Source organism: Lelliottia sp. (assembly GCF_045627565.1).
Lineage (GTDB): Bacteria > Pseudomonadota > Gammaproteobacteria > Enterobacterales > Enterobacteriaceae > Enterobacter.
The window spans coordinates 12,644-26,120 of record NZ_JAZQNX010000003.1; the positions used below are offsets into that span (position 1 = coordinate 12,644).

The 13,477-nt window shown below is 49.3% G+C and carries 28 protein-coding genes and 1 pseudogene; 1 reads left to right on the plus strand and 28 read right to left on the minus strand.

Annotated features, from left to right (window positions below; all coding sequences use genetic code 11):
• Nucleotides 1-13: 13 nt before the first annotated feature.
• The 25 genes from rpsK to rpsJ form a co-directional block, all read right to left on the minus strand.
• Complete coding sequence (rpsK, locus tag ACKI5T_RS01905; protein WP_003863312.1) at nt 14-403, minus strand: 30S ribosomal protein S11; 390 nt, start codon at nt 401-403, stop codon at nt 14-16.
• Nucleotides 404-419: 16 nt separating this feature from the next.
• Nucleotides 420-776, minus strand: coding sequence for a 30S ribosomal protein S13 (rpsM, locus tag ACKI5T_RS01910; protein ID WP_003031135.1), 357 nt, complete (start codon nt 774-776; stop codon nt 420-422).
• A gap of 146 nt (nt 777-922) precedes the next feature.
• Nucleotides 923-1,039, minus strand: coding sequence for a 50S ribosomal protein L36 (gene rpmJ, locus ACKI5T_RS01915; RefSeq protein ID WP_015960705.1), 117 nt, complete (start codon nt 1,037-1,039; stop codon nt 923-925).
• 31 nt (nt 1,040-1,070) lie between these two features.
• The gene (secY, locus tag ACKI5T_RS01920) at nt 1,071-2,402 is read right to left on the minus strand and encodes a preprotein translocase subunit SecY (protein ID WP_015960706.1); all 1,332 of its coding nucleotides are present in this window, start codon (nt 2,400-2,402) and stop codon (nt 1,071-1,073) included.
• Nucleotides 2,403-2,409: 7 nt separating this feature from the next.
• Nucleotides 2,410-2,844 (minus strand): 50S ribosomal protein L15, encoded by a 435-nt coding sequence (rplO, locus tag ACKI5T_RS01925; protein ID WP_015960707.1) that lies wholly within the window; start codon nt 2,842-2,844, stop codon nt 2,410-2,412.
• 3 nt (nt 2,845-2,847) lie between these two features.
• On the minus strand, nt 2,848-3,027 hold the full coding sequence (gene rpmD / locus ACKI5T_RS01930; RefSeq protein WP_003863301.1) for a 50S ribosomal protein L30: 180 nt from the start codon (nt 3,025-3,027) through the stop codon (nt 2,848-2,850).
• Nucleotides 3,028-3,033: 6 nt separating this feature from the next.
• A complete protein-coding gene (rpsE, locus tag ACKI5T_RS01935) occupies nt 3,034-3,534 on the minus strand; it encodes a 30S ribosomal protein S5 (RefSeq protein WP_002438697.1) in 501 nt (166 codons plus the stop codon).
• Between the two features lie 14 nt (nt 3,535-3,548).
• Nucleotides 3,549-3,902, minus strand: a complete 354-nt coding sequence (gene rplR, locus ACKI5T_RS01940) for a 50S ribosomal protein L18 (protein WP_015960708.1) — start codon at nt 3,900-3,902, stop codon at nt 3,549-3,551.
• Between the two features lie 9 nt (nt 3,903-3,911).
• Nucleotides 3,912-4,445 carry a 50S ribosomal protein L6 gene (gene rplF / locus ACKI5T_RS01945; RefSeq protein ID WP_407435201.1) on the minus strand — a complete coding sequence of 178 codons (534 nt, stop codon included), beginning with the start codon at nt 4,443-4,445 and terminating at the stop codon, nt 3,912-3,914.
• Nucleotides 4,446-4,458: 13 nt separating this feature from the next.
• The gene (gene rpsH / locus ACKI5T_RS01950) at nt 4,459-4,851 is read right to left on the minus strand and encodes a 30S ribosomal protein S8 (RefSeq protein ID WP_006178918.1); all 393 of its coding nucleotides are present in this window, start codon (nt 4,849-4,851) and stop codon (nt 4,459-4,461) included.
• A 33-nt stretch (nt 4,852-4,884) separates the two neighbouring features.
• Entirely contained in the window at nt 4,885-5,190 is a 306-nt protein-coding gene (gene rpsN, locus ACKI5T_RS01955; RefSeq protein ID WP_015960709.1) for a 30S ribosomal protein S14, read from the minus strand.
• A 14-nt stretch (nt 5,191-5,204) separates the two neighbouring features.
• Nucleotides 5,205-5,744 carry a 50S ribosomal protein L5 gene (rplE, locus tag ACKI5T_RS01960; protein ID WP_015960710.1) on the minus strand — a complete coding sequence of 180 codons (540 nt, stop codon included), beginning with the start codon at nt 5,742-5,744 and terminating at the stop codon, nt 5,205-5,207.
• A gap of 14 nt (nt 5,745-5,758) precedes the next feature.
• Nucleotides 5,759-6,073, minus strand: coding sequence for a 50S ribosomal protein L24 (rplX, locus tag ACKI5T_RS01965; protein WP_095283668.1), 315 nt, complete (start codon nt 6,071-6,073; stop codon nt 5,759-5,761).
• Nucleotides 6,074-6,083: 10 nt separating this feature from the next.
• Entirely contained in the window at nt 6,084-6,455 is a 372-nt protein-coding gene (gene rplN, locus ACKI5T_RS01970) for a 50S ribosomal protein L14 (protein WP_015960712.1), read from the minus strand.
• 166 nt (nt 6,456-6,621) lie between these two features.
• A complete protein-coding gene (rpsQ, locus tag ACKI5T_RS01975) occupies nt 6,622-6,876 on the minus strand; it encodes a 30S ribosomal protein S17 (RefSeq protein ID WP_015960713.1) in 255 nt (84 codons plus the stop codon).
• Nucleotides 6,876-7,067 carry a 50S ribosomal protein L29 gene (rpmC, locus tag ACKI5T_RS01980; protein ID WP_006817276.1) on the minus strand — a complete coding sequence of 64 codons (192 nt, stop codon included), beginning with the start codon at nt 7,065-7,067 and terminating at the stop codon, nt 6,876-6,878. Before rpmC ends, rpsQ begins: the two co-directional genes overlap by 1 nt.
• Entirely contained in the window at nt 7,067-7,477 is a 411-nt protein-coding gene (gene rplP, locus ACKI5T_RS01985; protein WP_002919759.1) for a 50S ribosomal protein L16, read from the minus strand. Before rplP ends, rpmC begins: the two co-directional genes overlap by 1 nt.
• Before the next feature lie 12 nt (nt 7,478-7,489).
• Nucleotides 7,490-8,191, minus strand: a complete 702-nt coding sequence (gene rpsC / locus ACKI5T_RS01990; protein WP_000529945.1) for a 30S ribosomal protein S3 — start codon at nt 8,189-8,191, stop codon at nt 7,490-7,492.
• Nucleotides 8,192-8,208: 17 nt separating this feature from the next.
• On the minus strand, nt 8,209-8,541 hold the full coding sequence (gene rplV, locus ACKI5T_RS01995) for a 50S ribosomal protein L22 (RefSeq protein WP_015960714.1): 333 nt from the start codon (nt 8,539-8,541) through the stop codon (nt 8,209-8,211).
• A gap of 14 nt (nt 8,542-8,555) precedes the next feature.
• Nucleotides 8,556-8,834 carry a 30S ribosomal protein S19 gene (gene rpsS, locus ACKI5T_RS02000; protein ID WP_001138115.1) on the minus strand — a complete coding sequence of 93 codons (279 nt, stop codon included), beginning with the start codon at nt 8,832-8,834 and terminating at the stop codon, nt 8,556-8,558.
• A gap of 16 nt (nt 8,835-8,850) precedes the next feature.
• Nucleotides 8,851-9,672 carry a 50S ribosomal protein L2 gene (gene rplB / locus ACKI5T_RS02005; protein WP_015960715.1) on the minus strand — a complete coding sequence of 274 codons (822 nt, stop codon included), beginning with the start codon at nt 9,670-9,672 and terminating at the stop codon, nt 8,851-8,853.
• A 17-nt stretch (nt 9,673-9,689) separates the two neighbouring features.
• The gene (gene rplW, locus ACKI5T_RS02010) at nt 9,690-9,992 is read right to left on the minus strand and encodes a 50S ribosomal protein L23 (RefSeq protein WP_004868363.1); all 303 of its coding nucleotides are present in this window, start codon (nt 9,990-9,992) and stop codon (nt 9,690-9,692) included.
• Complete coding sequence (gene rplD, locus ACKI5T_RS02015) at nt 9,989-10,594, minus strand: 50S ribosomal protein L4 (RefSeq protein ID WP_015960716.1); 606 nt, start codon at nt 10,592-10,594, stop codon at nt 9,989-9,991. The genes rplW and rplD overlap by 4 nt, the downstream gene beginning before the upstream one ends.
• A gap of 10 nt (nt 10,595-10,604) precedes the next feature.
• Nucleotides 10,605-11,234 (minus strand): 50S ribosomal protein L3, encoded by a 630-nt coding sequence (rplC, locus tag ACKI5T_RS02020; RefSeq protein ID WP_015960717.1) that lies wholly within the window; start codon nt 11,232-11,234, stop codon nt 10,605-10,607.
• A gap of 32 nt (nt 11,235-11,266) precedes the next feature.
• A complete protein-coding gene (gene rpsJ / locus ACKI5T_RS02025; protein WP_009639175.1) occupies nt 11,267-11,578 on the minus strand; it encodes a 30S ribosomal protein S10 in 312 nt (103 codons plus the stop codon).
• 382 nt (nt 11,579-11,960) lie between these two features.
• Between rpsJ and ACKI5T_RS02030 the strand changes: the two genes are divergently transcribed.
• A complete protein-coding gene (locus ACKI5T_RS02030; RefSeq protein ID WP_407435215.1) occupies nt 11,961-12,434 on the plus strand; it encodes a prepilin peptidase in 474 nt (157 codons plus the stop codon).
• On the opposite strand, the gene bfr is transcribed toward ACKI5T_RS02030, so the two are convergent.
• The 3 genes and pseudogenes from bfr to tuf all read right to left on the minus strand — a co-directional run.
• Nucleotides 12,418-12,894 (minus strand): bacterioferritin, encoded by a 477-nt coding sequence (gene bfr / locus ACKI5T_RS02035; RefSeq protein ID WP_015960718.1) that lies wholly within the window; start codon nt 12,892-12,894, stop codon nt 12,418-12,420. The genes ACKI5T_RS02030 and bfr overlap by 17 nt on opposite strands.
• A 72-nt stretch (nt 12,895-12,966) precedes the next feature.
• Complete coding sequence (gene bfd / locus ACKI5T_RS02040) at nt 12,967-13,161, minus strand: bacterioferritin-associated ferredoxin (RefSeq protein ID WP_015960719.1); 195 nt, start codon at nt 13,159-13,161, stop codon at nt 12,967-12,969.
• A gap of 190 nt (nt 13,162-13,351) precedes the next feature.
• Nucleotides 13,352-13,477: pseudogene (gene tuf, locus ACKI5T_RS02045) on the minus strand (elongation factor Tu); the annotation flags it as partial.

The window sequence follows — 13,477 nt, forward strand, 5'->3', positions numbered from 1 at the left end:
GAAAACGTAAGCGTTATACGCGACGTTTTTTCGGCGGACGACAACCGTTATGAGGGATCGGAGTCACATCAGTAATATTAGTGATGCGGAAACCAGCGGCGTTCAGAGCACGAACAGTTGATTCGCGACCCGGACCCGGACCTTTGACCATAACTTCCAGATTCTTGATACCGTATTCTTTTACGGCTTCTGCACAACGCTCTGCTGCAACCTGGGCTGCGAACGGAGTCGATTTGCGAGAACCACGGAAACCGGAACCACCGGCTGTTGCCCAACCCAATGCGTTACCCTGACGATCAGTAATAGTAACGATGGTGTTGTTAAAAGAAGCATGGATATGAGCCACGCCGTCAGAGACTTGTTTTCTTACACGCTTACGTGCACGAACTGGTGCCTTTGCCATTATTCAATCACCCCGATTATTTCTTGATCGGTTTGCGCGGACCCTTACGGGTACGTGCGTTGGTCTTGGTGCGCTGGCCGCGAACCGGGAGACCACGACGATGACGCAAACCGCGATAGCAACCAAGGTCCATAAGGCGCTTGATGCTCATGCTAACTTCACGGCGCAGATCACCTTCAACGACAAATTTGGCAACTTCGTCACGCAGCGTGTCGATTTGTTCTTCAGACAGCTCACTGATCTTAACATCTTCAGCGATACCCGCTGCAGCCAAAATGGCTTTGGAACGGGTCTTGCCGACGCCATAGATCGAAGTTAATGCGATCACAGCATGTTTTTGATCAGGAATGTTAATGCCTGCTATACGGGCCACTATGCACTCCTACTATTTAATATGTACGTACCATGCTGAAAAGCCCGTTTTCAGGATACTCAAATGGATACGCACAGACATACAAAAGATTGGCTGGCTAATCTAGCCAGCTCAACCCAACTTTGCAAGAAAAATATGCGAAATAATCAGCCTTGACGCTGTTTATGTTTCGGCTCGGCACTGCAAATCACGCGAATAACACCTTCACGCTTAACGATTTTGCAGTTACGGCATAATTTCTTGACGGAAGCACGAACTTTCATTTTTACTCTCCGTAACTTCTCGGGCGACCAATTAACGGCCGTAGCCTTTCAGGTTCGCCTTCTTCAAGGCAGACTCATACTGACTTGACATCATAAGAGTTTGCACTTGAGCCATAAAGTCCATAATCACGACGACAACGATAAGCAGTGAAGTCCCACCGAAATAGAACGGTACTTTCATCGCATCACGCATGAACTCCGGGATCAGGCAGATAAAGGTAATGTACAGTGCACCAACCAAGGTCAGGCGCGTCATTACTTTATCAATATACTTCGCCGTTTGCTCTCCCGGACGAATTCCTGGTACAAATGCACCGGACTTCTTCAGGTTATCTGCTGTCTCACGCGGATTGAAAACCAACGCCGTGTAAAAGAAACAGAAGAATATGATTGCAGACGCATAGAGTAACACATAAAGCGGTTGCCCAGGCTGCAAATACAGCGAAATTGTTGTCAGCCAGTTCCAACCGGTTCCGCCCCCAAACCATGACGCGATGGTCGCCGGGAACAGAATAATACTGGAAGCAAAGATTGCCGGGATGACACCCGCCATATTTACTTTCAGCGGTAAATGTGTGCTCTGTGCAGCATAGACACGACGTCCTTGTTGACGTTTAGCATAGTTCACCACAATGCGGCGTTGACCACGCTCCACGAAGACAACAAAGAAGGTCACTGCGAATACTAATACTGCAACCAACAGCAACAGGAGGAAGTGCAGTTCGCCTTGACGCGCTTGCTCGATTGTATGGGCAATGGCTGGCGGGAGTCCCGCAACGATACCAGCGAAGATAATGATCGAGATACCGTTGCCGATACCTCGTTCAGTAATCTGTTCGCCGAGCCACATCAGGAACATTGTTCCTGTGACCAGACTAACAACAGCGGTGAAATAGAATGCAAAGCCAGGGTTAATGACCAGACCTTGCATACCAGGCATATTCGGTAAACCGGTAGCAATACCGATTGATTGAAATATTGCCAGCACCAGAGTGCCGTAACGGGTGTACTGGCTGATCTTACGACGACCAGACTCCCCTTCTTTCTTAAGCTCTGCGAGGGCCGGATGAACGACCGTTAACAGCTGTATGATAATCGATGCCGAAATATACGGCATGATACCCAGTGCAAAGATAGAAGCACGGCTGAGAGCACCACCAGAGAACATGTTAAACATTTCAATGATGGTGCCTCGCTGTTGCTCAAGCAGTTTGGCAAGTACAGCGGCATCGATACCAGGGATCGGAATAAAAGAGCCAATACGGAAAACGATTAGCGCACCAACAACAAACAAAAGTCTGCGTTTCAGTTCGCCAAATCCACCCTTGGCACTTTGAAAATCTAATCCCGGTTGCTTAGCCATCTGCTACTTATTCCTCAATTGTACCGCCAGCAGCTTCGATAGCAGCACGAGCGCCTTTAGAAACACGCAGACCACGTACAGTTACCGGAGTAGAAACTTCACCAGCCAGGATCACTTTCGCGAACTCGATCTGGATACCGATAATGTTTGCAGCTTTCAGCGTATTCAGGTCTACAACGCCGCCTTCAACTTTCGCCAGGTCAGACAGACGAATTTCGGCTGTGATCGCTGATTTGCGAGAAGTGAAACCGAATTTCGGCAGACGACGGTACAGTGGCATCTGGCCACCCTCGAAACCGCGACGTACGCCACCGCCAGAACGAGAGTTCTGACCTTTGTGACCACGACCACCGGTTTTACCGAGGCCAGAACCGATACCACGACCAAGGCGTTTACCCGCCTTTTTAGAGCCTTCGGCTGGAGACAGAGTATTTAAACGCATCTCTTACTCCTCAACTTTAACCATGAAGTAAACCGCGTTGACCATACCACGAACAGCGGGAGTATCCTCACGCTCAACGGTATGACCAATACGACGCAGACCCAGGCCAAGCAGCGTTGCCTTGTGTTTCGGCAGACGACCGATTGCACTGCGGGTTTGAGTGATTTTAATAGTCTTTGCCATGGTCAATTACCCCAGAATTTCTTCAACGGATTTACCACGCTTGGCAGCGACCATTTCTGGAGAATTCATATTTTCCAGGCCATCAATAGTTGCACGAACCACGTTAATCGGGTTGGTGGAACCATATGCTTTGGCCAGAACGTTATGAACTCCAGCGACTTCCAGGACGGCGCGCATTGCACCACCGGCAATAATACCGGTACCTTCAGAAGCCGGCTGCATGAAGACACGAGAACCCGTGTGAACACCTTTTACAGGGTGTTGCAGGGTGCCGTGGTTCAGCGCGACGTTAATCATATTGCGACGGGCTTTTTCCATCGCTTTCTGGATCGCTGCTGGAACTTCACGCGCTTTACCGTAACCAAAACCAACGCGACCATTACCATCACCAACAACAGTCAGAGCTGTGAAGGAGAAAATACGACCACCTTTTACGGTTTTAGATACGCGGTTAACCGCGATCAGCTTTTCCTGCAGTTCGCCAGCCTGTTTTTCGATGTGAGCCATCTTACACCTCTACCTTAGAACTGAAGGCCAGCTTCACGGGCAGCATCTGCCAGTGCCTGGACACGACCATGATATTGGAACCCGGAACGGTCAAAGGACACAACTTTGATGCCTTTTTCCAGAGCGCGTTCAGCAACAGCTTTACCAACAGCTGCGGCAGCGTCTTTGTTACCGGTGTACTTCAATTGTTCTGTAATAGCTTTTTCTACTGTAGAAGCAGCTACCAGAACTTCAGAACCGTTCGGTGCAATTACCTGTGCGTAAATATGACGCGGGGTACGATGTACCACCAGGCGAGTTGCACCCAGCTCTTTGAGCTTGCGGCGTGCGCGGGTCGCACGACGGATACGAGCAGATTTCTTATCCATAGTGTTACCTTACTTCTTCTTAGCCTCTTTGGTACGCACGACTTCGTCGGCGTAACGAACACCCTTGCCTTTATAAGGCTCAGGACGACGGTAGGCGCGCAGATCTGCTGCAACCTGGCCGATCAGCTGTTTATCCGCGCCTTTCAGCACGATTTCAGTCTGGGTCGGACATTCTGCAGTGATACCGGCCGGCAGCGGATGCTCAACAGGGTGTGAGAAGCCCAGAGACAGGCCTACTGCATTCCCTTTGATCGCTGCACGATAACCTACACCAACTAGTTGAAGCTTTTTAGTGAAGCCTTCGGTAACACCAACAACCATTGAGTTCAGCAGTGCACGCGCGGTGCCAGCCTGAGCCCATCCGTCTACGAAACCATCTCGCGGACCGAAGGTCAGAGCATTATCTGCATGTTTAACTTCAACAGCATTGTTGAGGGTACGAGTCAGCTCGCCATTTTTACCTTTGATCGTAATAACCTGACCGTTGATTTTTACATCAACGCCGGCAGGAATAACGACCGGTGCTTTAGCAACACGAGACATTGTTATCCTCCGATTAGGCTACGTAGCAGATAATTTCGCCACCAAGACCAGCTTGGCGCGCTGCACGATCAGTCATAACACCTTTAGAGGTAGAAACAACTGCGATACCCAGACCAGCCATAACTTTAGGCAGCTCATCTTTTTTCTTATAGATGCGCAGGCCTGGGCGGCTGACACGCTGAATGCTTTCTACAACAGCTTTACCCTGGAAATACTTAAGAGTAAGTTCCAGTTCCGGCTTGGTGTCGCCTTCAACTTTAAAATCTTCGATAAAACCTTCTTCCTTCAGCACATTGGCAATTGCCACTTTCAGCTTGGCGGAAGGCATGGTGACCGCAACTTTGTTCGCGGCCTGACCGTTACGGATACGGGTCAGCATATCCGCGATCGGATCTTGCATGCTCATCTGTCTTTACTCCCGTGATTCAATTGGTGACAATTACCAGCTAGCCTTTTTCAGACCCGGGATTTCACCGCGCATAGCGGCTTCACGGACCTTAATACGGCTCAACCCGAACTTCCGCAGGAAAGCGTGCGGACGACCAGTTTGACGACAGCGGTTACGCTGACGAGACGGGCTGGAATCACGCGGCAGAGACTGCAGCTTCAGAACTGCATTCCAACGGTCTTCGTCGGAAGCGTTCACATCAGAGATGATCGCTTTCAGTTCAGCGCGTTTAGCGAAGAATTTATCAGCTAAAGCTACGCGCTTTACTTCGCGTGCTTTCATTGATTGCTTAGCCATTCAGTAACCCTACCTTACTTGCGGAACGGGAAGTCAAAGGCAGCCAGCAGAGCACGGCCTTCTTCATCAGAGTTCGCAGTAGTGGTAATGGTAATATCCAAACCACGCACGCGGTCGACTTTATCGTAGTCGATCTCTGGGAAGATGATCTGCTCACGGACACCCATGCTGTAGTTACCACGACCATCAAATGACTTAGCGGACAAGCCACGGAAGTCACGGATACGTGGTACAGCAATAGAGATCAGGCGCTCAAGGAACTCCCACATGCGTTCGCCACGCAGAGTTACTTTACAGCCGATCGGATAGCCCTGACGGATTTTGAAGCCTGCAACAGATTTGCGTGCTTTGGTGATCAACGGCTTTTGACCGGAGATTGCTGTCAAATCAGCTGCTGCATTATCCAGCAGTTTCTTGTCAGCGATCGCTTCACCAACACCCATGTTCAGGGTGATCTTCTCGACCCGAGGGACTTGCATGACAGAATTGTAGTTAAACTCAGTCATGAGTTTGCTAACTACTTCGTCTTTGTAGTAATCATGCAGTTTCGCCATCGTACTACTCCAAATTACTTGATAGTTTCGCTATTAGATTTGAAGAAACGGACTTTTTTACCGTCTTCGAATCTAAAGCCTACACGGTCAGCCTTGCCGGTAGCCGTGTTGAAGAGCGCAACGTTAGAAACCTGAATTGCAGCTTCTTTTTCAACGATGCCACCTGGTTGGTTCAGGGCCGGAACCGGCTTCTGATGTTTCTTAACCAGATTGATACCTTCAACAATGATCTTGCCGGAAGACAGAACATTTTTTACTTTACCGCGTTTACCTTTATCTTTACCGGTTAACACGATAACTTCGTCATCACGACGGATTTTCGCTGCCATGATTCGCTCCTTAGAGTACTTCTGGTGCCAGAGAGATAATTTTCATGAACTTTTCAGTACGAAGTTCACGAGTTACCGGCCCAAAGATACGCGTGCCGATAGGCTGCTCGCTGTTATTGTTTAAAATAACGCATGCATTACCATCGAAGCGAATGACAGAACCGTCAGGGCGACGAACACCCTTCCTGGTGCGCACCACTACCGCTTTCAGCACATCACCTTTTTTGACCTTACCACGTGGAATTGCTTCCTTGATGGTGATCTTGATGATGTCGCCTACGCCTGCGTAGCGACGGTGCGAGCCACCCAGAACCTTGATACACATTACGCGACGTGCACCGGAGTTGTCGGCGACGGTCAGCATAGTCTGTTCTTGGATCATTTCAGTGCTCCGCTAATGTCAACTACTACCTGAGACCCATAAAATCAGAGTCGTCGAAAAGCCCCATATTGAGGGCGCGGCATTATAACACCGGTTCTACAATATGGGTAGAAAAAATAAACGGCTCATTGCTGAGCCGTTTATTCGTATTGAGAAGGCTAGTCTATTACAGAACTGCTTTCTCTACAACGCGAACCAGCGTCCAGGACTTAGTCTTGGACAGCGGACGGCATTCGTGGATTTCTACCACGTCACCGATACCGCATTCATTGTTCTCGTCATGTACGTGCAGTTTGGTCGTACGCTTGATGAATTTACCGTAGATCGGGTGTTTCACAATACGTTCGATAGCTACAACGATGGATTTCTCCATTTTGTCACTAACAACACGACCTTGCAGAGTACGGATTTTATCGGTCATTACGCACCCGCCTTCTGAGTCAGTAAAGTCTTAACGCGTGCAACATTGCGACGCACTTGCTTCAGCAGGTGAGTCTGTTGCAGCTGGCCACTTGCAGCCTGCATGCGCAGGTTAAACTGCTCACGCAGCAGGTTCAGCAGCTCAGCGTTCAGCTCTTCAACGCTTTTTTCACGCAGCTCATTTGCTTTCATTACATCACCGTCTTAGTTACAAAGGTGGTTTTAATCGGCAGTTTCGCTGCTGCCAGTCCGAATGCTTCACGGGCCAGCTCTTCCGGTACACCGTCCATTTCATACAGGACTTTGCCCGGCTGAATCAAGGCAACCCAATACTCTACGTTACCTTTACCTTTACCCATACGAACTTCCAGCGGCTTCTCGGTAATTGGTTTGTCCGGGAATACACGGATCCAGATTTTACCTTGACGCTTAACTGCACGGGTCATTGCACGACGTGCTGCTTCGATCTGACGTGCAGTCAGACGACCACGGCCAACAGCTTTCAGACCGAAAGTGCCGAAGCTAACATCCGTACCCTGCGCCAGACCACGGTTGCGGCCTTTGTGCACTTTACGGAATTTTGTACGCTTTGGTTGTAACATCAGCGACGCTCCTTATTTACGGCCTTTACGCTGCTGCTTTTTAGGTTGAGCAGCCGGTTTTTCCGGTTGTTCAACAGCAGCCATGCCACCCAGGATCTCACCTTTGAAGATCCATACCTTAACACCGATTACACCGTAAGTGGTGTGCGCTTCAGAGGTGTTGTAGTCGATGTCAGCGCGCAGAGTATGCAACGGTACGCGACCTTCGCGGTACCATTCGGTACGTGCGATTTCCGCGCCGCCGAGACGGCCGCTAACTTCAACTTTAATGCCTTTAGCGCCCAGACGCATTGCGTTCTGTACTGCACGCTTCATAGCACGACGGAACATAACGCGACGTTCCAGCTGTGAAGTGATGCTGTCAGCAACCAATTTAGCGTCCAGTTCAGGCTTACGAACTTCAGCGATATTGATCTGTGCAGGAACGCCAGCGATATCCGCAACGACCTTGCGCAGTTTTTCTACGTCTTCGCCTTTCTTACCGATAACGATACCCGGGCGAGCAGTGTGAATAGTCACACGAATGCTTTTAGCCGGACGCTCGATAACGATACGAGATACAGACGCTTTAGCCAGTTCCTTAGTAAGGTACTGACGTACTTTAAAATCGCTGTCTAGGTTGTCAGCGAATTCTTTGGTGTTCGCAAACCAGGTTGAATTCCATGGTTTTACAATACCCAGGCGAATACCATTAGGATGTACTTTCTGACCCATTGCTAGTCTCCAGAGTCTCAGCGATCGGACACAACCACAGTAATGTGGCTGGTGCGCTTCAGGATGCGATCTGCACGACCTTTCGCACGCGGCATAATGCGCTTCATGCTTGGGCCTTCATCTACGAAAATTTTCGCAACTTTCAGATCGTCAATGTCAGCGCCATCGTTGTGTTCAGCGTTAGCAATGGCAGATTCCAGTACTTTCTTGACGAATACCGCAGCTTTCTTGTTGGTATAAGTCAGGATGTCCAGGGCCTGCGACACTTTCTTACCGCGAATCAGGTCAGCAACAAGGCGAACCTTCTGAGCAGAAGAACGAGCATGGCGATGTTGAGCTAAAGTTTCCATCTCTTCCTCCTACCTTATTTCTTCTTCGCTTTTTTATCAGCAGCATGGCCGCGATAAGTACGAGTCGGTGCGAATTCACCCAGTTTATGACCGACCATTTCGTCGGAAACAAAGACTGGAACGTGCTGACGACCATTATGGACAGCGATGGTCAAACCGATCATGTTAGGAAAGATCGTTGAACGACGGGACCAAGTGCGCAGGGGCTTCTTGTCTCCGCTTTCCACCGCTTTCTCTACCTTCTTCAGCAAGTGCAGGTCAATAAAAGGACCTTTCTTGAGAGAACGTGGCATGGCTTATCCTCTAAAATTATTTGCTACGGCGACGCACGATAAATTTATCAGTACGCTTGTTGCTGCGGGTCTTCTTACCTTTGGTCTGAACGCCCCATGGTGTTACAGGGTGCTTACCAAAGTTACGACCTTCACCACCACCATGTGGGTGGTCGACTGGGTTCATCGCAGTACCGCGAACGGTAGGGCGAATACCACGCCAGCGTGCAGCACCTGCTTTACCCAGAACGCGCAGCATATGCTCAGCATTGCCAACTTCGCCCAGAGTAGCGCGGCAGTCTGCTTCGACTTTACGCATTTCACCAGAACGCAGACGCAGGGTGACATAAGCACCATCACGAGCAACGATCTGAACGTAAGTACCAGCGGAACGTGCCAGCTGACCGCCTTTACCTGGTTTCATTTCTACGTTATGAACGGTAGAACCAACCGGGATATTGCGCATCGGCAGGGTGTTGCCTGCTTTGATTGCAGCATCAACGCCAGATTGAATCTGGTCGCCAGCTTTCAGGCCTTTAGGGGCCAGGATGTAACGGCGTTCGCCATCTTTGTACAGAACCAGCGCGATATTCGCGGAACGGTTCGGATCGTACTCAAGACGTTCAACAGTAGCTGGGATACCGTCTTTGTTGCGTTTGAAGTCAACAATACGATAAGCCTGCTTATGACCACCACCGATGTGACGAGTAGTGATGCGGCCATTGTTGTTACGACCACCGGATTTGCTGTTTTTTTCAACCAGCGGAGCAAAAGGTTTGCCCTTGTGCAGCTCAGGGTTGACCACTTTAACTACGTGGCGACGACCCGGAGATGTCGGTTTACATTTAACAACTGCCATTGTATTACTCCTCCGACTTACTCAGCGCCGCCAACGAAGTCCAGATTCTGGCCTTCCTTCAGGGTGACGTAAGCTTTTTTCCAGTCGCTACGACGACCGATACGCTGTCCGTGACGTTTAACTTTCCCTTTAACAACGAGGGTGTTAACGACTTCGACTTCGACTTCAAACAGTTTCTGCACAGCAGCTTTGATTTCTGCTTTGGTCGCGTCTTTAGCAACTTTGAGAACGATGGTATTGGTTTTTTCCATCGCAGCAGACGCTTTTTCAGAAACGTGCGGTGCACGAAGCACCTTCAGCAGACGTTCTTCACGAATCATGCCAGCATCTCCTCAACTTGCTTAACAGCATCAGCAGTCATTACGACTTTGTCGAAGGCGATCAGGCTAACCGGGTCGATACCAGTTGCATCGCGTACGTCAACCTTGTGCAGGTTGCGCGCAGCTAAGAACAGGTTCTCGTCCAGCTCACCGGTGATGATCAGCACATCTTCCAGAGCCATGTCTTTCAGTTTCTGTGCCAGCAGCTTAGTTTTAGGCGCTTCTACAGAGAACGTTTCGACAACGATCAGACGATCCTGACGTACCAGTTCGGACAGAATGCTTTTCAGCGCGCCGCGGTACATCTTTTTGTTTACTTTTTGACTGTGGTCCTGTGGGCGAGCAGCGAAGGTCACGCCACCGGAACGCCAGATCGGGCTCTTAATAGAACCTGAACGCGCACGGCCGGTACCTTTCTGGCGCCACGGCTTTTTGCCGGAACCAGTTACTTCAGCACGAGTCTTCTGAGCACGAGTACCCTGACGAGCACCAGCTGCATAAGCAACAACAACCTGGTGAACCAGCGCTTCGTTGAAATCACGACCGAAGGTAGTTTCGGAAACAGTCAGCGCGCTCTGCGCGTCTTTCAATACTAATTCCATTGCTATCTCCTCACGCCTTCACAGCTGGTTTAACGATCAGGTTGCTACCGGTTGCACCCGGAACAGCACCCTTAACCAGCAGCAGGTTGCGCTCAGCGTCAACACGCACTACATCCAGGCTCTGGACAGTTACGCGTTCGTTGCCCATCTGACCTGCCATCTTCTTGCCTTTGAACACTTTGCCCGGAGTCTGGTTCTGACCGATAGAACCCGGAACGCGGTGAGACAAGGAGTTACCGTGCGTGGCATCCTGAGTACGGAAGTTCCAGCGCTTAACGGTACCAGCAAAACCTTTACCTTTAGAGGTACCGGTTACGTCAACTTTTTTAACTTCAGCAAACAGCTCAACGCTAATGTCCTGACCTACGGTGAACTCTTCGCCTTCAGCAAGACGGAATTCCCACAGACCACGGCCAGCTTCAACGCCAGCTTTAGCGAAGTGACCAGCTTCCGGCTTAGTTACACGACTTGCTTTTTTAGAGCCAGTGGTAACCTGAACTGCACGGTAGCCATCGTTAGCCAGGTCTTTAACCTGAGTAACGCGGTTTGCTTCAACTTCGATAACGGTTACTGGGATAGATACGCCATCTTCAGTGAAGATGCGGGTCATTCCCACTTTTTTACCGACTAAACCAATCATTGTTTCAACCTCTCAATCGCTCGATGACCTGATTAACCCAGGCTGATCTGCACGTCTACACCGGCAGCCAGGTCCAGACGCATCAGAGCATCAACGGTTTTTTCAGTTGGCTCAACGATGTCAACCAGACGCTTGTGAGTGCGAATTTCATACTGATCACGCGCGTCTTTGTTGACGTGCGGAGAGATCAGAATGGTAAAGCGCTCTTTGCGGGTCGGCAGCGGGATCGGACCACGGACTTGCGCACCAGTGCGCTTAGCAGTCTCGACGATTTCCGCGGTTGATTGATCGATTAGACGATGATCAAACGCTTTAAGGCGGATACGGATTCTTTGGTTCTGCATGAGACCAGAGCTCCAATTATTTTATAAGCGAAAATGATTACTACCCATACCCATTACGATTGATGGGTGAGTGTAACCGTTCTTACGTAGCCCCCCAATTGGGGACATTGTTAGGCAACAAAAAACTGTTACCCAGGTTCATATTGAACCAGCTGTCAATTACGACAAGCCCGCGCATTATACGTAAAATACGACATAACGCAAGTGCAGTTTAGAAAACAACCTCAAAGCCCGGATTTGCGAGGCGGGCCGAAATCCCCATGTAGTGCTCAGATGTTTCACCGATTCGTTGGAATGCTCTACGCAAAGGCTGGTTTTACTGATTGTTCATAAGTACGCGAAGAAAGAGGATACCGCAGCGATCACTTTAGAGGTTTCAATCATGTTTGCTGCGTTTCCCTTTCTAGTTATCTATGCAACGTTGACCTACTTTCTCATTCGCGAGGACATACGTTTCGGTCTGTTACCGGACAAATACGTCTGCCCGCTACTCTGGACGGGTCTTCTGTTTCATCTCATTAATGATCGTGCATTTCTGACCAGTGCTGTCGGGGGAGCCATAGTGGGTTACACCGGCTTTGCGTTTTTATATTGGGGTTTTTATCTGATGTATAAACGCGAGGGACTTGGATATGGGGATGTTAAGTATCTTGCTGCCTTAGGGGCGTGGCACGGCTGGTATGTTTTACCTGCTTTGACACTAGTTGCCGCGCTGCTTGGCGCGACCTATGTCGTGATCATGGTTCTTTTGAAACCTAGAATGCAGATATACAAAAACCCGCTACCGTTTGGACCTTTCATGGCGGCAGCAGGTTTATTAACGGGTTGGCAAAGTTTAATCACCCTTCCACTTTGATCTGCGACTGAAGGTAATTTTGCAAACCAATTTTTCCAATGAGATCCAGCTCGGTCTCCAGCCAGTCAATATGGCCCTCTTCGTCTGCCAGGATCTTAATCATCATATCGCGGCTAACGTAGTCATGGACGCTATCAGCATAAGCGATAGCTTCCCGAAGATCTTTTGCCCCTTCAAGTTCAAGCGTTAGATCTGAACGAAGCATCTCTTCAACGTCTTCACCGATGCCGAGTTTGCCGAGATCCTGCAGGTTAGGAATGCCTTCAAGAAAGAGAATACGCTCGATGTATTGATCAGCATGTTTCATTTCGTCGATGGATTCATGATATTCAACATCGTTGAGGCGCGTCAGCCCCCAGTTCTTGAACATTCTTGCATGAAGAAAATACTGGTTGATCGCGACAAGCTCATTTCCCAATAATTTATTGAGATAACTTATGATTTTAACATCACCTTTCATTATATAGTCCCTCCGCTTCCACTTATTGAAGCGTAGATGGGGCTACAGGGAAGTCAAAAAAAAGATAGAACCTTAGGCGATCTCTTTGTATTCCGGGATCTGCGTCAATTCGTCCTGCATAATCTCACGCGCCGCGCGTACGCACTTACCGCACTGATTTCCTACCGGAACAAATTTACGAAGCTGTTGGAAAGACTGAGGATGAAACTGTCGAACGGCTTGACGTATTTTTTTGTCACTCACGCCATTACACAAACAAACGTACATAGAAACTCCCGTTCAATTTATGCACAAAGTGTAAGTGAGAATAATTATGATTACAATAGCACATGCGTCAGGACAGGCGTTATGAGGAGGCAAAAAATGCGAAAAAATGTGACAAGCCATAAACGATAGATAGCAAAAAGGGCATCTATTGATGCCCTTTAAATACGCATTGCTTAAATGTTATCAGCGATTAGCTGATAACTTTAGCTACAACGCCAGCGCCTACAGTACGGCCGCCTTCACGGATTGCGAAACGCAGACCGTCATCCATCGCGATTGGGTGGATCAGGGTAACAACCATCTGAATGTTGTCGCC